A 17,466-nucleotide genomic window follows, 5' to 3' on the forward strand; every position below is an offset into this window, starting at 1 on the left:
AATATCCTGCGGGGGTCCGGGGGCGCAAAGCCCCCGGGCAGCGGGTCAGATGCCGTCGCCGACGAAGGCCTTTTCGACAACGAATTCCTTGGGCTCGCTGTTGGCGCCCTCGCGCAGGCCGAAGCCTTCCAGCACCGCCTTCACATCGGTGTTGAAGGCCAGGCTGCCGCAGATCATGGCGCGGTCATTCGCCGCATCCATCGGCGGCAGACCCAGATCGGCAAAGACCTTGCCCGAGGTCAGGTTGTCGGTGATCCGGCCCATGAAGGGCGTCGTCTCGCGCGTCGTCGTCGGGTAATAGAGCAGCCGGCTGGCGAATTCCTTGCCATAGAGCTCGCCCAGCAGCGGATCGTTCTTCAGGTTCTCGACCAGTTCGCGGCCATAGGCCAGCTCGTCGGCGGTGCGGCAGGTGTGCATCATGATGACCTGCTCGAACCGCTCATAGCTTTCCGGCTCGCGCATCAGGCTGGCGAAGGGCGCGATGCCGGTGCCGGTGGCCAGGAACCACAGCCGCTTGCCGGGCAGCAGCGCGTCCAGCACCAGCGTGCCCACGGGCTTCGGGCGCAGGATGATCTCGTCGCCCGGCTGGATGTTCTGCAGCTTCGAGGTCAGCGGCCCGTCCGGCACCTTGATCGAATAGAATTCCAGCTCGTCGTCCCAGGCCGGCGAGGCGATGGAATAGGCGCGCAGGATCGGCTTGCCGTTGTCGCCGGGCAGGCCGATCATCACGAATTCGCCCGAGCGGAAGCGCAGCGAGGCCGGCCGCGTCACGCGGAACGAGAACAGCCGGTCGTTCCAGTGCCGCACCGCGGTCACGGTCTGGGCGTCGGGCAGGGTCTTTGCGGGTTTGGCGGCAACTTCGGCCAAGGGCACATCCAGGGTCATGTCGATTCCGGTCTATCTAGATCACAAGGGCGCCGGGGGGAAACCCCCGGACTCAGCCGGCAAGGCGCGACCGATGGTCCCAATCCTGCCAGTCGGCGCGGTAGAGCCACTGTTCCTGCGGCTGGCGGGCGGCGAGTGCGGCCGGGATGCGGACTTCGTCGAAGCCCACCCGGCGCGCCATGGCGTATTGATCGGCGATCAGGCCGCCGACGGCACGCAGGCGACCCTTGAAGCCCTTTTGCCGCAAGAGCCGCGCCAGCGAAAAGCCGCGGCCGTCGGTCATCGCCGGGAAATCGATGGCCAGCAGCTCGTGGCCAAGGTAGTCGTCCAGCGTGGCCAGGGCGGTGTCGGGGGCCAGGACGACCGGCTCGGCGCCGTCGTCGGGATGGAAGCCGTCGTCGCGGACCAGAAAGAAATCGCTCATGTGTTCGCTCCTGCGCGGACCATCTTGCCGCCGATGAAATGGATGCCGCATTCGGTCTTGTTGCTGCCGCGCCAGCGCCCGGCGCGCGGATCCTCGCCCGGCTTGATCGGCGAGGTGCAGGGCGCGCAGCCGATCGAGGCATAGCCCTTGGCGACCAGCGGATGCCGCGGCAGGTTGTTTTCCGCCATGTAATCCTGCACGTCCTCGCGCCGCCAATGCGCCAGCGGGTTGATGCGCAGCCGCGAGGGCGGCTCGGATTCGAAGAAGTCGAGCTCTTGCCGCTCGCCGCCCTGGAAACGCTTGCGGCCGGTGATCCAGGCGTCGAACTTGGACAGCTCGCGCTCCAGCGGGATGGTCTTGCGGAAATCGCAGCAGGCGTCGGTGTTGAACTGGTGCAGCGTGCCGTCCGGGTCGTTCAGCGCCACCTCGCGTTCGGTGGCGCGGATCACCCGCACGTCGGTCAGGCCCAGCCTCTTCGTGACCTCGAGCTGATAGTCCAGCGTCTCCTGGAACAGCATCATCGTGTCGATGAACAGCACCGGCGTTCCCGGCGCCACCACCGAGACCATGTGCAAGAGCACCACCGATTCCGAGCCGAAAGACGAGACCAGCGTCGTCGAACCCAGGTCCGGGTCCTTCAACGCGCGGCGCAGCACCTCGGTCGCGGCATGATGCTTGTAGCGATCATTCAACCGCGCGGCGCGCGCGTCCAGCGTGTCGTCAAGCATCGGCCGGATACAGCGCCGCCTTGAACGGAGCCACCCCAAGCCGGCGATAGGCATCGATGAAGCGTTCGTCGGGCGATTCCCGCAGCTCCAGATAGGCGTCGACCAGCCGGTCGATGGCCGGGACCACCTCATCGGCCGGGAAGCCGGCGCCGGCGCGCTGGCCCAGCGTCGGGATCTCGTAGCCATCGCCGCCCAGCGTGATCTGGTAGTTCTCGACCCCGGCCCGGTCCAGGCCCAGGATGCCGATATGGCCCAGGTGGTGGTGGCCGCAGGCGTTGATGCAGCCCGAGATGCGGATCTTCATCTCGCCGATCTCGTCCTCGAGGCCGCGGGCGCGGAAATGCGCGGCGATGTCCTGCGCGATCGGGATCGAGCGCGCGGTCGCGAGCGTGCAGTAATCCATGCCGGGGCAGGAGATGATGTCGGTGATCTTGCCGAAATTCGCCGTTGCCAGCCCGACCGCGCGCAGCGCCTCGTAAAGCTCGGCCAGGTCGGCCTTGCGCACATGCGGCAGGACCAGGTTCTGGTCGTGGTTCACCCGGATGTCGCCATGGGCCAGCCGCTCGGCCAGGTCGGCCACCAGCCGCATCTGATCGGCGCTCATGTCGCCCGGCGTGGCGCCCGGTGCCTTCAGCGTCACGATGACGCTGGCATAGCCCGGCACCTTGTGCGGGTGCAGGTTGGTGTCGGTCCAGGAGCGGAAGGCGCCGTTCGCGGCGCGCGCGGCCTCATAACCCTCGACCGGCGCGTCCAGGAACTCCGGCGGCGCGAAACGCTCGCGCAGGTCGCGCAGGATCTCCTGGTCCAGGCCCGAGAACTGCTGGCGGCGGAGCTTGAACTCTTCCTCGACATCGGCGCGGAACACGTCCAGGCCGCGCTCGTTCACGGTGATCTTGATCCGCGCCTTCCACTTGTTGTCGCGCCGGCCGGTCAGGTTGTAGACCGACAGGATCGCTTCCAGATAGGGCAGCAGGTCGGCCTGCGGCAGGAAATCGCGGATCACCTGGCCCAGATAGGGCGTGCGGCCCAGCCCGCCGCCGACCCAGACCTGGAAGCCGCGCTGGCCGTCCTGCTCGACGATGCGCAGCCCGATGTCATAGGCCGAGACCGCCGAGCGGTCCTGCTTGCCGGCCGAGACCGAGATCTTGAACTTGCGCGGCAGGAACTGGAATTCGGCATGGTCGGTGGACCAGATGCGGATCAGCTCGGCCCAGGGGCGCGGATCCTCCAGCTCGTCGGCGGCGGCGCCGGCGAAGGCGTCGGCGTTGACGTTGCGGATGGTGTTGCCCGAGGTCTGGATCGAGTGGATGCCGACCGAGTTCAGCGCATTCATCGAATCCGGGATGTCGATCAGCTTGTGCCAGTGGAACTGGATATTGGTGCGGGTGGTGAAATGGCCATAGCCGCGGTCCCAGCGCTCGGCCACATGGCCCAGCATGCGCATCTGGTCCGGGGTCAGCGCGCCATAGGGGATCGCCACCCGGTACATATAGGAATGCAGCTGCAGGTAGACGCCATTCTTCAGCCGCAGCGGCCGGAATTCCTCTTCGGTCAGGCTGCCGTCCAGGCGGCGCTCGACCTGGCGGCGGAACTGCTCGGCGCGGTGGCGCAGGTATTCGCGATGCTGGTCGTTGTGCTGGGGACGCGCGTCAAACATGGCTGGCCTCGGCTTCGGCTTGCCGGAAATGCTTGTGGGTCGGGCCGCTGCGGCGGAACGCCTCGCGGAAATGGGCCGGCTCGGGGCGGCCGTCGGGTCCGCGTTTGGCTTCGACCAGATAGGCGCCGACGACCAGGTTGGCCTGGGCGATGGCGTCGAGCAGGGCCAGCTCGGCGATGGCCTCGTCCTCGAACAGCTCGGCCTCGCGCGGGTCGGCGGTCCACTGGCCGTTACGCATCCACACGCAATGGCCCATGCGCAGGTCATTCGCCGTGATGACGCCGGGGGTTGCGGGGGATGGGGTGAAGCCCTTGGACATGGCCTTTGCCTTTCGTTTTCCGTCCCTGCAATATAGAAAATAATCCCCCATATTGACGAGTGGGGCGAAGAAATAAGAAACATCTCCCGCGGTTCCGGGAAAGCGTAGGAAGGGATTTCACGATGAGCGACGAGCGACAAACACCCATCCGGCTGGATGACACGGACCGCAAAATCCTGTCCCTGCTGCAAGAGGACGCGACTCTGTCGCTGGACGACATTGCGGCCCGCGTCGGGGCCTCGAAGACCCCGGTCTGGAACCGGATTCGCAAGCTGCGCGAGGCCGGGGTGATCCGGGCGCAGGTGGCGCTTCTGGACCCGGACGCGCTGGGGCTCGACGCCTGTTTCTTTGTGCTGATCCGCACCAGCGAGCACGATCCCGAATGGGCGCGCAAGTTCCTGACCGCGGTGCGCGCCCGGCCCGAGGTGATCGAGGCGCATCGGCTGGCCGGCGACATCGACTATATCCTGAAGGTGCGGGTGCGCAATGCCCGCGCCTATGACCGCTTCTACCAGGCGCTGATTTCCGAGGTGAAGATCCACAATGTCACCGCGCTGCTGTCCATGGAGGAGCTGAAGGCGACGACGGCGCTTGCCCTGGAATAGTCGTGCCGGCGGCGCGGTCGCCGGGGTATTTGGAAAACGGTGAAGGCCTCAGGCCAGCGCCCTGAGCGCGCGGGGCAGCGCCTCGGCGAAGGCGTCGAGCTCCGGCCCGGGCCCGCAGGAGACGCGGATGCAGCGGTCGAGCGGCGCCGTGCCGGGCATGCGGGCGAAGACGCCCTCGGCGCCCAGGGCTTGCAGCAGGGCGCGGGCGAAGGCGCCGTCGCGCCGGGTGTCGATGGCGACGAAATTCGTCGCCGAGGGCAGGGCGGCCAGGCCGTTTTCCTGCGCGATGGCGGCGATGCGGCTGCGGGCGGCGGCGGTCTCGGTGCGGATATGGGCCAGCCAGTCCTGGTCCTGCAAGGCCGCCAGCGCGCCGATCTGCGCCGTGCGGTTCATGCCGAAATGGTTGCGGATGCGGTCGAAGCCGGCGATCAACTCGGCCGGGCCGATGGCGTAGCCCACGCGCGCCCCCGCCATGGCATAGGCCTTGGAGAAGGTGCGCAAGCGGATCACCCGCGCGTCCTCGGGGTCGATGCGGGGGATGGCATCCGCGGGGACGAATTCGGCATAGGCCTCGTCCAGCACCAGAAGGCTGGTCCGCGGCAGGTCGGCGAGCATCGCCTCGATCCGCGTGCCCTGGTGCCAGCTGCCCATCGGATTGTCCGGATTGGCAAGATAGACCAGCCGGGCGTCGTTTTCGCGGGCGGCGTCGGTCAGCGCCTGCGGGTCTTCGGCATCGTCGCGATAGGGAACCTTGACCAGCCGGCCGCCGAAGCCCGCGACATGGTAGTTGAAGGTCGGATAGGCGCCCCGAGAGGTGACCACGGTTTCGCCGGGGCCGAGCATGAGCCGCGCCAGCAGGCCGAGAAGGCCGTCGATTCCCTCGCCGACCATGATGTTTTCCGGCGCCGTGCCGTGGTGCGCCGCCAGCGCGTGGCGCAGGTCGTGGCTATCCGGGTCGCCGTATTTCCAGATCTCGGCCGAGGCGCGGGCCATGGCCTCGACGGCGCGGGGCGAGGGGCCGAAGCCGTTCTCATTGGCGCCGAGCCGGGCGCGGAACGGCATGCCGCTCTGGCGCTCGAGCGTCTCGGGGCCGGTGAAGGGCACGGTGGCGGGCAGGGCGGCCGGGATCGGGGCGAAGCGGAAGCGGGTCATGGCGTCATGAGAAACCGCAAAGGCGGGGGCTGCGCAAGGGGGCGTGCGTCGGCCTGGAGGCCCTGCGATAATGTGCGGCTTCCGCCTTCACCGTCGCCGCCCCGGCACGCGCGCGGGACCGCTTCGACATGGAAGACCCAGAGCTTCTGGCTCGGCGCCCTCTGCTGATGGAATCCCAGGCCGGTGCCTCGCGTCCCGCATTCAGCAATCCATAGGGGCGGATCACTTGGCTGTCGCCGGCCGTCCCGTCGCCCCGTCCACTGGTTGCTAGGAACATCTGATGGGCCGCGCCGGCAGCGGCAGGGCATGGGCGGACGGCTTTGGCGGCCCCTGCTCAGATGACCGGACGCAACCCGGGCGCCCCCGCAAGGAAGCCGTCGGCGAAGGCGGCGCCCGGCATGGCCGCCGCCAGCGCGGCCACCGTATCGTCCGGCGCCGCCGCCTGCCGCACCGCCTTGTCGTAGATCCCGGTGATCGCCGCGAAATCCCCGTGCTGGGGCGACAGGCGGATGGCGCCGACCCCGGCCTCGCGCAGCGCCTCGATCTGGCGGGCCACGGTGGTATGGGCGTGGCCCATGGTCTGCACGCCATTGACGGTCAGGAAGCTCTGCCCGTCCAGCGTCTGCACCGCGCGCCCGTCCGGGTCGTCGCCGCAGACGAACAGGCAGCTGTCCTTGGCGCGGTCGTGCAGCCGGGCGTGATAGCAGCGCCCCGAGATCGCCAGCGGCGCGCGGCCGTGGCCCCAGACCTCGACCGCGACGCCGGCATCGCGCCCGGCCCGGGCCAGCACCGCGACCGAGGCCAGCGGCAGCTCGGGCGGCAGGCAGATCCGCGTCGCGCCCTTGCGGGCCAGCCATTCCAGCGTGCCCTCGTTATAGACGTTGACCATGGGGCCGACCTGGAAGGGCGCGCCCTCGGGCAGATGCTTCAGCGCGCCCAGGTCGGCGATCTCGACCGGGATGCCGGTGGCGAACAGGTCGGCGGTCTGCCGGCGCTCGCGCTTCAGCGTGATCAGCGCCAGCGTCGACAGCGCCACCTCCTTGCCGGCGGTCTGCAGCGTCTCGACCGCGGCCGGGATCTCTTGCTGCCAGAACGGCAGCCGCTTCGAGCACACCCACTCGCCGATCACCACGCGCCGCGCCGGGCCGGCGGCGATCTGCCGGTAGAAGTCGCGCACCTGTTCGGCGGTCCAGAAAAACGCGATCGGGCCGATGGTCAGCTCCATGGCTTACCTCCAGGTTTTCGCATAGGCGCCGGTGGTGGCGGCCTGGCCCTCGGTCAGCTTCGCCAACAGCCCCGAGGGCATCGGCGCGCCGGCCTCGGCGGCCTCGACCGCGGCGCGGAAGGCGCGCACGACCTGCGCCACATAGGCGCGCGAGCGCTGGCGGCCCTCGATCTTCAGCGCGGTGACACCGGCCTTTTGCAGCTTCGGGATCAGCTCGGTCGCGTCCAGGCTGACCGGGTCTTCGAAGATATGGCCGGTCTGCGCGGCGGCGGTCCCGGTCGCGGGGGCGGTGAAACAGCCCTTGCAAAGCGTCGGATAGGGGGCCGGGCCGCCCTTGGGCGTGCGGTGGATCAGGTATCCGCCCAGCCGCGCCTCGCTCGCGCCCGCGGTCTCGGCATAGGCGACGTGGCTTGCGGGCGAACAGACACCGTTCATGTTCGGCGACAGGCCGGTGGCCCAGGACGACAGCGAGCAGCGGCCCTCGGCCATGACGCAGAGCCCGCCGAAGACGAAGACCTCGGTCTCGATGTCGATCTCGCGGTTGATGGCGGTGATTTCCTCGACCGTCAGCACGCGCGGCAGCACCACGCGGCGGATGCCGAAAGCCTCGGCGTAAAGGTTGATCGCATCGGGATTGGCCGCCGCCGCCTGCACCGACAGGTGCAGCCGCAGGTCGGGATGGGTTTGCGCCGCATGGGCGATCAGCCCGGGATCGGCCAGGATCACCGCATGGGCGCCGGCCGCCCGGGCATCGGCCACGGCGCGGTGCCAGACCGCCTGCGCGCCGGCGCGCGGGAAGGTGTTGATCGCGACCAGCACCCTGGCGCCGCGCGCGCGGGCATAGTCCACCCCGGCCGCCATTTCCTCGCGCGAGAAGTTCAGGCCCGGGAAGTTGCGCGCATTGGTTTCGTCGGCAAAGCCGCAATAGACGGTATGCGCCCCGGCATCGACCGCCGCGCGCAGGGCCGCGGGCGTGCCGGCCGGACAAACCAGTTCCATCATGGCCGGGGCTCCTCTCGTGACAGCACATAACCGCTTTGCCGCGCCACCAGGCCCGATGCCCGGCGCAGCCAGCGGTCGAAGGGCGGGCGCGACAGCGCCGCCAGCTCTTCGGTCAGGTCCAGTTCGGCATCGTCCAGCGCATTGCGCAGCGCCAGCACCGCCGCCGTGTCGCCGGTGATCGTCAGATCGCCGGAAAAGAACAGCGCGTCGCCGTCCTCGCTGCCATGCAGCATGGCGAGGAAGGCAGCGAGCCGGCCGCGGATCGCCGCGTCATGCGCGGGCTCGGGGCGGCCGCGCCGGCTGGCGGTGATGCGGCGCGGTCCGGGCTCCATCAGCAGGATCACCGGGCCGTCGGTGACGTCGATCAGGAAGCGGGCGGATCGGCTTTCGCCAAGCCGCGCCAGGATCGCGGGCTTTTGCCGCGCGATCCGGCGCAAGAGGCGGGTGAAGGCCAGGCCAAGCGCCGGTGTCGCCAGCGGCAACAGCGCAAGGGGGCCAAGCAGGCGGGGCAGGGTAGGCGGTTGAGTCATGGCCGTTTCCTGCCATGAAAAAACCGCGGGTTGCTTGATCATTGTCAAGGGATGCGGGGTTTTTCCGGGGCAGGTTGCGGGCCTGATGCCTCTGGAGCCGATGATGCGCCGCCTGCCCGTGTTTCCCGACCTGCGGGCCTTTCTTGCCGACCTGGGCGAGCGGGGCGATCTGGCGCGGGTCGCAAGCCCGGTTTCGCTGCGCCACGAGATGACGGCGGTGCAATTGGCGGTCCTGCGCCGGGGCGGGCCGGCGCTGCGCTTCGAGGCCCATGACGGGCCGCGCATGCCGGTGATCGCCAACCTGTTCGGCACCAAGGCCCGCGTGGCGGCCGGGCTGGGGCTGGAGATCGACCAGATCCCGGGTTTCGGCGCCTTTCTCGCCAGCCTGCGCAGCCCCGCGCCGCCGGCCGGCCTGCGCGATGCGCTGTCGCATTGGCCGGCGCTGCGGGCGGCGCTGCGGGCGCGGCCGCGGATCCTGCGCCATGCGCCGGTGCAGGCGGCGGAACTGCCCGGCCTGCACGCCCTGCCGGTGCAGGTGCCCTGGCCCGAGGACGGCGGGCCGCTGATCACCTGGCCGGTGGTGATGACCCGGCCGCAGGACAGCGCGGCGGCGGATCTGTCGCGCTATAACCTGGGCGTCTATCGCGCGCAGGTGCTGGGGCCGGACCGGCTGATCCTGCGCTGGCTCGCCCATCGCGGCGGCGCGGCGCATCACCGCGGCTGGCTGCGCGCGGGCGAGCCGATGCCGGTGGCGATCGCGCTGGGCGCGGACCCGGCGCTTTTGCTGGCGGCGGCGCTGCCGCTGCCGGAAACCGTCTCCGAACTGGGGTTTTCGGGCGTGCTGCGCGGCGCGCGGACCGAACTGGTGCCCGCGCGCTCGGTGCCGCTGATGGTGCCCGCCCGGGCCGAGATCGTGGTCGAGGGTTGGGTCCACCCCGGCGAGACCGCGCCCGAGGGGCCCTTCGGCGACCATACCGGCTATTACAACGCCGTCGAACCCTTTCCGGTGCTGCGGGTCAGCGCCATCACCTGCCGCGACAACCCGCTTTACCTGTCCACCGTGACCGGCCGCCCGCCGGACGAGCCCTCGGTCATTGGCGAAGTGTTCAACGACCTGGCGCTGCCGGTGATCCGGGCGCAGATCCCCGAGGTTCTGGACCTGTGGCTGCCCGCCGCCGCCTGCTCCTATCGCATGGCGGTGGTCCGGATCGACAAGCGCTATCCCGGCCAGGCCCGGCGGGTGATGCTGGCGCTGTGGGGGATGCTGCCGCAGTTCAGCTATACCAAGATGATCGTGGTGGTGGACGGCGATCTGGACATCCGCAACTGGGACGACATCGCCTGGGCGATCTCGACCCGGATGGACCCGGGCCGCGACGTGATGCTGCTGGACCGCACGCCGATGGACTATCTCGACTTCGCCTCGCCGCTGGAGGGGCTGGCGGGCAAGATCGGCATCGACGCCACCACCAAGATCGGCACCGAAACCAGCCGCGACTGGGGCCGCGAGATGCACCTCGACCCCGCGCACGAGGCCCGGGCCGAGGCGCTGCTGGCGGAGATCCTGCCGTGAGGGTGGTGCTGGGCGTCTCCGGCGCATCCGGCGCGGCGCTGGCCTTGGATTGCGCACGGGCGCTGGTGCGGGCCGGGGTGGACATCGACTTGGTGCTGTCCGCCATGGCCGCGCGCACCCTGGCCGAGGAGGTGGGCCCCGATGCCGAGGCCGCGCTTGCGGCCCTGGCCGCCCGCCGGCATCCGCTGGGCGATCTGGGCGCCGCCATCGCCTCGGGCTCGTGCCCGGTGGCGGGGATGATCGTCGCGCCCTGCTCGATGCGCAGCCTTGCCGCCATTGCGCATGGGTTCGACGACAACCTTCTGACCCGCGCCGCCGGGGTGCAGTTGAAAGAGCGCCGGCCGCTGGTCCTGCTGGCGCGCGAGGCGCCGCTGACGCTGGCGCATCTGAAGAACATGCAGGCGGTGACCGAGATGGGCGCGACGGTGCTGCCGCCGGTCCCGGCCTTCTATCTGCATCACACCACGCTGGCGCAGGCGACCGCCCAGATCGCCGCCCGCGCCGTCGATCTTCTGCATCTGGCCCCGCCGCAGGCGCAGGCCTGGATGCCGGAACCCGCCCCAACCCCCGACCAACCGGAGAACCCCCGATGACCGACCCCCTGCTTGCGCCTGAAACCACCGTGCGCGACATCGCCGCCCGGCTGCCTGGCGCCGCCCAGATCTTTCGCGACGCCGACATCAGCTTTTGCTGCGGCGGCGCGCTGAGCCTGGCCGATGCCGCCGCCAAGGCCGGGCTGGACCTGGCCGCGCTGACCGCCGCATTGCAGGCGCTGATCGACCGTGCCGGCCGGGACGCGCCGCAGGCCACGCCCGAGCTGATCGCCCATATCCTCGACCGCTATCACGCCACCCATCGCGAGGAGATGAACTTCCTCGTGCAACTCGCCAACCGGGTCGAGACGGTGCACGGCGACCATGACGAGGCGCCGCTGGGGCTGACCGAGATCCTGCTGGCGCTGCGCGACGACCTCGAGACGCATATGTCGAAAGAGGAGAACCTGCTGTTCCCGGCCATGCTGCAAGGCGCGGGCGCCGTGCTGGCCGAGCCGGTGCGGGTGATGGCCGAAGAACACGCCGTGACCTCGGACCTGCTGCGCCGCATCGAGCATGTGACCCACGGCCTGACCCTGCCCGAGGGCGCCTGCGGGTCCTGGACCGCGCTTTATACCGGGCTGCGCAAGCTCTGCGACGATGTCGTCGCGCATATCCACCTGGAGGAGACGGTGCTGTTCCCGCGCGCGCTGGCCGCCTGAGCAACAGCGGGCGGGCGGCCGCGGTCGCCCGCCGCCTAAGGCGCGCGGCCCGGGCCGTCGTCATGCGCCAGCCCGCGCAGCCGGGAAACCGAGTCGATGACCGCGCTGGCCTGGTCGATCCGCACGCCGCATTTGCGCAGCCGGGCAAAGCTGCGGCTCAGGCTTTCGGGCTTCATGCCCAGCCGGCCGGCGATCAGCGCCTTGTCATAGGGCAGCAGCACCGTGGCGCTTTCGGCATCGGGCGGGCACAGGTCCAGCAGGAATTCCGCCACCCGCTGCGCGCCCGAGCGGGCCTTGAGCTGCTCGATCTGCTCGACCAGCCGCTGCAGGTGCAGGAAGGTCGCCGACAGGACCGAGATCGCCGCCTCGGGATGGGCCTGCAGCAGGTTCAGGAAGGCCTGGGCCGGCACCGCCACCACCTCGCAATCCGTGGTCGCCTCGGCGGCGACCGGATAGGCGGCGCCGCGCAGGGCGATGGGCTCGCCGAAGCTCTGGCCGCGAGTCATGACGCCGACCACGGCCTCGGTCCCGTTCGGGGCGATGCGATAGAGCTTCACCCAGCCCTCGGCGACGATGTGGATGGCCTGGGCGATGTCGCCGTGATGAAACAGCGCCTGCCCGCGCGTCAGCCGCCGGACCCGGGACGCATCCAGAAGCCGCTCGGCCATCCCCGGCGGCAGGCCGGCGAACAGCCGCGATTCGCCGGCGATCCGGCGGTGCAGCGGGGTCAGGATCCGGCGCGTCATGGCGGGCCTTTCGGACAGGGCCGGGATCGGCCCGCGTTTCGGGGGCGCGGACCCGGACGGGCGGCGCCTTGACGGGTGCTGTCCGCCGGGATCATGGCATGGCGCTCAGTCCTCGGGGTCGGCGATCCGGGCCAGCCCCTCGGCGTCGGTGACCATCAGCTTCTGCCGGCCGCCCTCGACCAGGCCGCGGCTTTCCCAGGCCGAAAGCAGCCGCGAGACGGTGTGCAGCGTCGTGCCGGTCATCTCGGCGATGTCCTGGCGCGAGATCGGAAAGTCGATGCGGGTGCCGGCTTCCTCGACGCAGCCGGCCTTTTCGGCCAGGCGCAGCACGGCATGGGCGACGCGGCGCTCCACCTCCTGCGTGGACATTTCGCGCAGCCGGGTATGGGCCTCGTCCAGGCGCTGGCCGATGGCCTGCATGGCGTTCATGGCCAGGCGCGGATGGCCCTCGACCACCGCGTCCCAATCCGTCATCGGCCAGGAGATGACCAGCGAATCCATGGCGGCCTTGGCGGTGCCCGGATAGTCGTTGCGGGTCAGCGCCCGGGCAAAGCCGAACAGGTCGCCGGGATGGACCACGCGCACCATGACCTGCTGGCCGTCCGCCGTGACCTGGCTGACCTTCAGCCGTCCGTGCAGCAGCACATAGAAGGCCACCGCCTCGGCGCCCTGTTCGAAGACGATCGCGCCTTGCGGGAACCGCTGCGGCGTCGCCCGCGCCATCAGCCGCGTCAGGGCCGCCGGCTCCATATGGCGAAACAGCGGCAGGTTGCGCACATGGGAAATGTCGATCACCACGGGGTCGCCTCCAGCAAGGGGTCGTCCCCTGAGTGCCGCAAAAGCGGGTGAAAGCAAAGCATCCCCCGTGTCGCATCCCCCATGCCGCGTCAGCCCGTTTCGCGCACCAGGCGCAGGCCCAGGTTGGCGGGCGGCACCCCGACCGAGCAGCCGCCCGATTTCGGGTCGCGCACGAAATCGACGATGGCGGCGCGGTGCAGCCCCTCGGCGATATAGATGCCGCAGCTTTCGCTTTCACGCAGGATGGTGCCGTGGTCGTCGATCTCGCCCTGGCGCAGGCAGGTCGAGGTCCATTCCCAGACCGCGCCGCCGATGTCGCGGATGCCCAGCGAATTGACGTTCAGCTGCCCGACCGGGCGGATCTCGCGGTCGAGCTCGCGGCTGCGCGCGGATTCGGCGGCATATTCGGCCAGCCACAGCACGGCGGGGTTGGTCGGATCGCTCTCGACCCCCAGCGCGTCGTCGCGAAACAGCTCGGCCGCGGCATGGGCCCATTCGACATCGGTGGGCAGCCGCCAGGTTGCGCCGGTCCGGTCCGAGAGCCAGGCGGCATAGGCCTGGGCGTCATACCAGTTCACGCCGACCACCGGCAGGTCCGGCCGGGCGTTCGGCTGCACCAGCGGCGCGCAGGCGCCCGCCTCGACGCAGGCGTTCCACTGCCGGTTGCTGACCTGGGTCGCCATCACCTCGACCGGCGCGGGCATCGAGACGGTGGCCATCGGCGCATCGACGGGCAGGCCCCTGCGCTGCCAGTCGCCGTCCAGCCGGTGCTGGAACGGCGCCGGCTCCAGCCGGACCATGGCCGGAATATCGACCGAGGGGTCCCGGTCGGGCCCGGCCAGATGCAGGATCCCGGCAACGGCGACGGTGGCGCTGGCGACAAGCAACTCGGCGAAATGCATGGTGGTATCCCCTGGAAAAGGCGCCCGCCGCGCACGTCCCCCGCGCGGCGGGCCGGACCGGGCTTAGACGCCCGACCCGATCGGGCTGGGAGCGAGCACCTGCTTCATCAGGTCGTCGTTCCAGTTCCCCTCGACCACCACATGCGCGGCGGCGCCCAGTTCGAAGGCTTCGATCAGGTTGTGGTTCACATAGGCGTAGACGCCCGGCTGCTCGAAGGTATAGACCATCAGGCCCGCCGTGCCGCCCGGGATGAACCAGGTTTCCAGGCCGCGCTCGGGCGGGTTGTTGAACTTGCCGGTGGCCCAGACGTAATTGCCGTGGCCGCCGATCAGGTGGGGCCGGGTGTCGCGGTTCGCCTGGGAATGGACGAAGGCCACGGTCTCGCCGACCTTCGCCTTCATCGCATTGTCGCCGGTCAGCGCGCCGACGGCGCCGTTGAAGACCACATGCGTCGGCGTCAGGCTGCGCATGACGGCCACGACATCCTCATAGCTTTCGCCGGGGGTGTCGTAGCTCTTCCAGTTGCCGGCCTCGTCGCGCGGCACATAGAAGTCCTGCTCGCCGACGTAATAGACCTTGTCATAGGTCACCGCCTCGCCCTCGGGGCCCTTCAGCCCCTCGCGCGGCAGCACCATGATCGCGCCGTTCATGCCCGAGACGACGTGGAAGGCCACCATGCCCGGAGGCGCGCAGTGATAGACGAAGACGCCCGGCTTCGTGGCCTTGAAGCGCAGCACGCATTTCTCGCCAGGGTTCACCTGGGTCAGGCCGCCACCGCCCAGCGCGCCGGTCGCGCTGTGGAAGTCGATGTTGTGCATCAGCTCGTTGGTTTCGGGATTGATCAGCGTCAGCTCGACGTAATCGCCTTCGTGCACCACCATCAGCGGGCCCGGCACCGTGCCGTTGAAGGTCGAGGCCCAATAGGTCGCGCCGCTGTCGTCGAGCGTGATCTTCTTCTCGCCGATGGTCATCTCGAACTCGACCACCTTCGGGCCGCCGGTCGCGACCTGTTCATGCTCGTGCACGAAGGGCGGATCGACCAGCTTCACCTTCTGGCGCGGCAGGCTGGCGATGTCGGCCGCGGCGGCGGGGGTCAGCACCTCCCTGGTCTCGGCCACGGCCTGGCGGACCTGGGTCATGGCTCCGGCGATGGCCGCGCCGGCCAGGATGGTGCGTCGGCTGATGGAGAGGGAGGTCATGACAGGTTCCTTTCGCTCGTGGCTTGGTGTCGGGACGGTTCTTTGATCCGCCACGCAAATATTACCCCGGCCGCGGACCCGCCGTCGTTGAGCCGCATCAAGCAGGATCGGGGAAAACCGCCCCTTGCTTGCGGCAGCGCAAAGAGCGGAACGATTTCCGCACCGGCGCCGGGACGAACGGCCGATGCGGCCGCGAAGGCCTCGCCCTGGTCGAATCAAGACGGCCGCAGCGCCGCTGCGGCCGGGATGCCGGCGGTCGTCTGCGGGGGACGGGCGAAAGGCCGGCTCAGGGCGCCGGCGGCTCCATGCGGTCGGGGGACCAGGGCGGCTCCCAGGTCAGCGTGACCTCGACCGCCGCGATGCCCGGCACCGACAGCAACGCCGCCTGCACGCCCATGCGCAGCATGTCGGTCAGCGGGCAGCCGCGCGTGGTGGTGGTCATGGTGACATGCACGGTGCCCGCCTGTTGCCGCAGGTCATAGATCATGCCCATGGCGATCAGGTCGCGCCCGGTTTCCGGGTCGAGCACGCCGCGCAGGGCCTGGCGCAACTCGGGCAGCCGGTCAGTCATCCTGCGCCCCTGCCCGGACCAGAAGCCGGTAGGCCTGGCCGGAGCTGGCGAAATTCCCCGCCCATTCATGGCCGCGATGCGCCAGTTCGGGGAACAGGAACATCGGCTCGCGGTCCAGCAGCGCGAACAGCACCTCGCCCGGGGCCAGCCGGGTGACCTCTTCCAGGATGCGCACCATTGGCTCGGGTGGCATCAGCCCGGTCAGGTCCAGCTCGCAGACCGCATCGGGCCAGAAGCCCGCGGTCGGGGTCGATCCGGGCGCCATGCCCGACGCCTCGGGCCGGTCCGCAAGCGGGGTGAAGAGCACCTCCCAGACGCCGTCCGCGCGCTGGCGGTCGCTGAAGCCGAAGCCGCGATTGGCCATGACGGTGAACAGCGGCATCGGCCGGAACGGGGCCAGCAGGCGCAGCGCCTGGCCGGGGGTCAGCGCGTCGACGGCGGCCATGATGGCGCCGAACGGGTCGTCGCCGCTTTGCATGATCGGGCGGACGTCGAACTCAAGGGGCTGTGTCATGGTCTGGACTCCGCGCATTATCGGGGCTGAAGCAGGGGAAGGATGAGGGGCGGCAGGGGTGCGGGGCGCTCCTCGGCCGCCAGATGCGACAGGTGGCGGACCGCGATCAGCTCGCGCACGATCCCCAGCGCGGCAAGGCTCAGCAGCCCGGCCGCCAGGCGGAAGCCGGCGGGGCTGGCGGCCAGCAGCGCCAGGCAGCCGGCCAGCGTGCCGGCCGACCACAGCGCCAGGCAGAGCGTCGCCGCCCTGGCGTCGATCAGCTTTTGCACCATCGGCACCGGCTGGCGCCCGATCCGCGGGGCAAAGACCTGGATCCAGGTCAGGAAGCCGACGATCTTGACCAGCTGCGCCAGGGTCAGCGTGGAGAGCCAGCCCACCAGCGCGGCAAAGGCCGCCGCCTCGGCCCAGGGCCCGCCCCGGAGCCATCCCGGCACGGAAAGCGCCATGGCAAGGCCCAGGAAGGCCAGCGCCGCCCGGCTCCACAGCATGTTGACCTCGGGCGCTACGCGGCGGCGGCTGCGCCAGATCCGGGCGATCTCGGCCAGGTAAAGCAGGATCAGGACGGGGATCAGCCCAAGGGCGACGGTCGTGGCTCCTGTGGCCGGACGGCCGGCCAGCACCAAGGCCAACGCGGCCAGCAGCACCGCGACAAGCAGGCCGGCGGCGAGGAACACCGCGCCGCGCAGCCGCCCGCCCTGGTCGGGGGCGATCAGGAACATGGCGAACAGCTTGTAGCTGACCCCGAAGGCCGCCAGGCTCAGCCAGCCGCCGATGCCCATGAGCATGTGCAGCGGCAGGGCCTGGGACAGGTCCACGGCGGGGTCGCGACCGGACAGGGTCAGGACCATCATGGCGCCGCTGAGCCACAGCCCGGCCATGGCGAGCAGCGCCAGCAGCACCATCCTGACCTCGGCCAGGCGCAGGCTGTCGCGGTGAAACAGCGTGGCGCCGACCATCGCCGCGACCATCGCGAACCCCAGCCCGACCAGGGCCGGTGCGGCCAGGAACAGCGGCTGCGGCGCCGCGCGGCCCTCCAGCACCAGGAAACCCAGCGCCAGCGCCACGGTGCCCGCCGACGAGACCAGCAGCGCCGGCAGCGCCAGCATGGGCAGGGCCAGCGGCCGCGCCGCCAGCACCGGCACGAACTGGACCAGCGCGCCCATCATGACTTGGCAAAGCCAGCCGAGCGCAAAGACATGCACCACGCCCAGACCGCTGCCCCGCGCCCATTCTCCCGGCCCCGCCGCTCCCAGCAGGCCAAGCCCGCAGGCCGCCAGCAGGGCCAGCAGGGCCGAGCCGAACCAGGCCAATGTCCAGCGCGAGAGATGTTTCCCCGGCATCGCCGCCCCTCCGAATTGATCCGGTCACGATACAGGATCC

20 protein-coding genes are annotated in these 17,466 nt (G+C 70.1%); 4 read left to right on the forward strand and 16 right to left on the reverse strand.

What is annotated here, in order from left to right:
* Nucleotides 1-45: 45 nt before the first annotated feature.
* The 5 genes from PARN5_RS0107940 to PARN5_RS0107960 are packed head-to-tail and all read right to left on the reverse strand — an operon-like array spanning nt 46 to nt 4,013.
* Nucleotides 46-885 carry a ferredoxin--NADP reductase gene (locus PARN5_RS0107940; RefSeq protein WP_017999242.1) on the reverse strand — a complete coding sequence of 280 codons (840 nt, stop codon included), beginning with the start codon at nt 883-885 and terminating at the stop codon, nt 46-48.
* Between the two features lie 52 nt (nt 886-937).
* On the reverse strand, nt 938-1,309 hold the full coding sequence (locus tag PARN5_RS0107945) for a DUF934 domain-containing protein (RefSeq protein ID WP_017999243.1): 372 nt from the start codon (nt 1,307-1,309) through the stop codon (nt 938-940).
* On the reverse strand, nt 1,306-2,037 hold the full coding sequence (locus tag PARN5_RS0107950; RefSeq protein WP_017999244.1) for a phosphoadenylyl-sulfate reductase: 732 nt from the start codon (nt 2,035-2,037) through the stop codon (nt 1,306-1,308). The genes PARN5_RS0107945 and PARN5_RS0107950 overlap by 4 nt, the downstream gene beginning before the upstream one ends.
* Complete coding sequence (locus PARN5_RS0107955) at nt 2,030-3,694, reverse strand: nitrite/sulfite reductase (RefSeq protein ID WP_017999245.1); 1,665 nt, start codon at nt 3,692-3,694, stop codon at nt 2,030-2,032. The genes PARN5_RS0107950 and PARN5_RS0107955 overlap by 8 nt, the downstream gene beginning before the upstream one ends.
* Entirely contained in the window at nt 3,687-4,013 is a 327-nt protein-coding gene (locus PARN5_RS0107960; RefSeq protein WP_017999246.1) for a DUF2849 domain-containing protein, read from the reverse strand. The genes PARN5_RS0107955 and PARN5_RS0107960 overlap by 8 nt, the downstream gene beginning before the upstream one ends.
* A 122-nt stretch (nt 4,014-4,135) precedes the next feature.
* Between PARN5_RS0107960 and PARN5_RS0107965 the strand changes: the two genes are divergently transcribed.
* Nucleotides 4,136-4,618 carry an Lrp/AsnC family transcriptional regulator gene (locus tag PARN5_RS0107965; protein ID WP_017999247.1) on the forward strand — a complete coding sequence of 161 codons (483 nt, stop codon included), beginning with the start codon at nt 4,136-4,138 and terminating at the stop codon, nt 4,616-4,618.
* 48 nt (nt 4,619-4,666) lie between these two features.
* Here PARN5_RS0107965 and PARN5_RS0107970 read toward each other — a convergent pair whose 3' ends face one another.
* The 4 genes from PARN5_RS0107970 to PARN5_RS0107985 form a co-directional block, all read right to left on the reverse strand.
* A complete protein-coding gene (locus PARN5_RS0107970; protein ID WP_017999248.1) occupies nt 4,667-5,770 on the reverse strand; it encodes a pyridoxal phosphate-dependent aminotransferase in 1,104 nt (367 codons plus the stop codon).
* A gap of 334 nt (nt 5,771-6,104) precedes the next feature.
* Complete coding sequence (locus tag PARN5_RS0107975) at nt 6,105-6,995, reverse strand: U32 family peptidase (RefSeq protein ID WP_017999249.1); 891 nt, start codon at nt 6,993-6,995, stop codon at nt 6,105-6,107.
* A 3-nt stretch (nt 6,996-6,998) separates the two neighbouring features.
* Entirely contained in the window at nt 6,999-7,994 is a 996-nt protein-coding gene (locus PARN5_RS0107980; protein ID WP_026155270.1) for a peptidase U32 family protein, read from the reverse strand.
* Nucleotides 7,994-8,527, reverse strand: a complete 534-nt coding sequence (locus PARN5_RS0107985) for an SCP2 sterol-binding domain-containing protein (protein ID WP_026155271.1) — start codon at nt 8,525-8,527, stop codon at nt 7,994-7,996. Before PARN5_RS0107985 ends, PARN5_RS0107980 begins: the two co-directional genes overlap by 1 nt.
* Nucleotides 8,528-8,630: 103 nt before the next feature.
* On the opposite strand from PARN5_RS0107985, the gene PARN5_RS0107990 reads away from it, so the two are divergent.
* From PARN5_RS0107990 to ric, 3 genes are read left to right on the forward strand one after another with little or no spacing between them, the layout of a single operon-like run.
* Nucleotides 8,631-10,100 (forward strand): UbiD family decarboxylase, encoded by a 1,470-nt coding sequence (locus PARN5_RS0107990; RefSeq protein ID WP_026155272.1) that lies wholly within the window; start codon nt 8,631-8,633, stop codon nt 10,098-10,100.
* A complete protein-coding gene (locus tag PARN5_RS21820; RefSeq protein WP_017999253.1) occupies nt 10,097-10,693 on the forward strand; it encodes a UbiX family flavin prenyltransferase in 597 nt (198 codons plus the stop codon). The genes PARN5_RS0107990 and PARN5_RS21820 overlap by 4 nt, the downstream gene beginning before the upstream one ends.
* Complete coding sequence (ric, locus tag PARN5_RS0108000) at nt 10,690-11,355, forward strand: iron-sulfur cluster repair di-iron protein (RefSeq protein ID WP_017999254.1); 666 nt, start codon at nt 10,690-10,692, stop codon at nt 11,353-11,355. Before PARN5_RS21820 ends, ric begins: the two co-directional genes overlap by 4 nt.
* A 35-nt stretch (nt 11,356-11,390) precedes the next feature.
* Here the strand turns inward: ric and PARN5_RS0108005 are convergent, their stop codons facing one another.
* From PARN5_RS0108005 to PARN5_RS21830, 7 genes are all read right to left on the reverse strand, one after another.
* Entirely contained in the window at nt 11,391-12,101 is a 711-nt protein-coding gene (locus tag PARN5_RS0108005) for a Crp/Fnr family transcriptional regulator (protein ID WP_017999255.1), read from the reverse strand.
* A gap of 105 nt (nt 12,102-12,206) precedes the next feature.
* Entirely contained in the window at nt 12,207-12,896 is a 690-nt protein-coding gene (locus PARN5_RS0108010; RefSeq protein WP_232419320.1) for a Crp/Fnr family transcriptional regulator, read from the reverse strand.
* 92 nt (nt 12,897-12,988) lie between these two features.
* Nucleotides 12,989-13,801: an SUMF1/EgtB/PvdO family nonheme iron enzyme gene (locus PARN5_RS21825; RefSeq protein ID WP_017999257.1), complete on the reverse strand. Its 813-nt coding sequence runs from the start codon at nt 13,799-13,801 to the stop codon at nt 12,989-12,991.
* A gap of 63 nt (nt 13,802-13,864) precedes the next feature.
* The gene (gene nirK, locus PARN5_RS0108020; RefSeq protein WP_232419376.1) at nt 13,865-14,941 is read right to left on the reverse strand and encodes a copper-containing nitrite reductase; all 1,077 of its coding nucleotides are present in this window, start codon (nt 14,939-14,941) and stop codon (nt 13,865-13,867) included.
* A gap of 346 nt (nt 14,942-15,287) precedes the next feature.
* Nucleotides 15,288-15,572 (reverse strand): metal-sulfur cluster assembly factor, encoded by a 285-nt coding sequence (locus PARN5_RS0108025; protein ID WP_017999259.1) that lies wholly within the window; start codon nt 15,570-15,572, stop codon nt 15,288-15,290.
* On the reverse strand, nt 15,565-16,086 hold the full coding sequence (locus PARN5_RS0108030) for a DUF2249 domain-containing protein (protein ID WP_017999260.1): 522 nt from the start codon (nt 16,084-16,086) through the stop codon (nt 15,565-15,567). Before PARN5_RS0108030 ends, PARN5_RS0108025 begins: the two co-directional genes overlap by 8 nt.
* A gap of 17 nt (nt 16,087-16,103) precedes the next feature.
* Nucleotides 16,104-17,426: a hypothetical protein gene (locus tag PARN5_RS21830; RefSeq protein WP_157403954.1), complete on the reverse strand. Its 1,323-nt coding sequence runs from the start codon at nt 17,424-17,426 to the stop codon at nt 16,104-16,106.
* Nucleotides 17,427-17,466: the final 40 nt, after the last annotated feature.

The organism is Paracoccus sp. N5, assembly GCF_000371965.1.
Lineage (GTDB): Bacteria > Pseudomonadota > Alphaproteobacteria > Rhodobacterales > Rhodobacteraceae > Paracoccus.

Excerpts from the sequence above, each read along its gene's own strand:
- nirK (WP_232419376.1), bottom strand. The coding sequence starts at position 14,941 with ATGACCCAGGTCCGCCAGGCCGTGGCCGAGACCAGGGAGGTGCTGACC.
- PARN5_RS0107975 (WP_017999249.1), bottom strand. The coding sequence starts at position 6,995 with ATGGAGCTGACCATCGGCCCGATCGCGTTTTTCTGGACCGCCGAACAG.
- PARN5_RS0107990 (WP_026155272.1), top strand. The coding sequence starts at position 8,631 with ATGCGCCGCCTGCCCGTGTTTCCCGACCTGCGGGCCTTTCTTGCCGAC.
- PARN5_RS0107965 (WP_017999247.1), top strand. The coding sequence starts at position 4,136 with ATGAGCGACGAGCGACAAACACCCATCCGGCTGGATGACACGGACCGC.
- PARN5_RS0108030 (WP_017999260.1), bottom strand. The coding sequence starts at position 16,086 with ATGACACAGCCCCTTGAGTTCGACGTCCGCCCGATCATGCAAAGCGGC.
- PARN5_RS0108025 (WP_017999259.1), bottom strand. The coding sequence starts at position 15,572 with ATGACTGACCGGCTGCCCGAGTTGCGCCAGGCCCTGCGCGGCGTGCTC.
- PARN5_RS0107955 (WP_017999245.1), bottom strand. The coding sequence starts at position 3,694 with ATGTTTGACGCGCGTCCCCAGCACAACGACCAGCATCGCGAATACCTG.
- PARN5_RS0107960 (WP_017999246.1), bottom strand. The coding sequence starts at position 4,013 with ATGTCCAAGGGCTTCACCCCATCCCCCGCAACCCCCGGCGTCATCACG.
- PARN5_RS0107945 (WP_017999243.1), bottom strand. The coding sequence starts at position 1,309 with ATGAGCGATTTCTTTCTGGTCCGCGACGACGGCTTCCATCCCGACGAC.
- PARN5_RS0107970 (WP_017999248.1), bottom strand. The coding sequence starts at position 5,770 with ATGACCCGCTTCCGCTTCGCCCCGATCCCGGCCGCCCTGCCCGCCACC.
- PARN5_RS0107950 (WP_017999244.1), bottom strand. The coding sequence starts at position 2,037 with ATGCTTGACGACACGCTGGACGCGCGCGCCGCGCGGTTGAATGATCGC.
- PARN5_RS0107940 (WP_017999242.1), bottom strand. The coding sequence starts at position 885 with ATGACCCTGGATGTGCCCTTGGCCGAAGTTGCCGCCAAACCCGCAAAG.
- PARN5_RS21825 (WP_017999257.1), bottom strand. The coding sequence starts at position 13,801 with ATGCATTTCGCCGAGTTGCTTGTCGCCAGCGCCACCGTCGCCGTTGCC.
- ric (WP_017999254.1), top strand. The coding sequence starts at position 10,690 with ATGACCGACCCCCTGCTTGCGCCTGAAACCACCGTGCGCGACATCGCC.
- PARN5_RS0107985 (WP_026155271.1), bottom strand. The coding sequence starts at position 8,527 with ATGACTCAACCGCCTACCCTGCCCCGCCTGCTTGGCCCCCTTGCGCTG.
- PARN5_RS0108005 (WP_017999255.1), bottom strand. The coding sequence starts at position 12,101 with ATGACGCGCCGGATCCTGACCCCGCTGCACCGCCGGATCGCCGGCGAA.
- PARN5_RS0107980 (WP_026155270.1), bottom strand. The coding sequence starts at position 7,994 with ATGGAACTGGTTTGTCCGGCCGGCACGCCCGCGGCCCTGCGCGCGGCG.
- PARN5_RS21830 (WP_157403954.1), bottom strand. The coding sequence starts at position 17,426 with ATGCCGGGGAAACATCTCTCGCGCTGGACATTGGCCTGGTTCGGCTCG.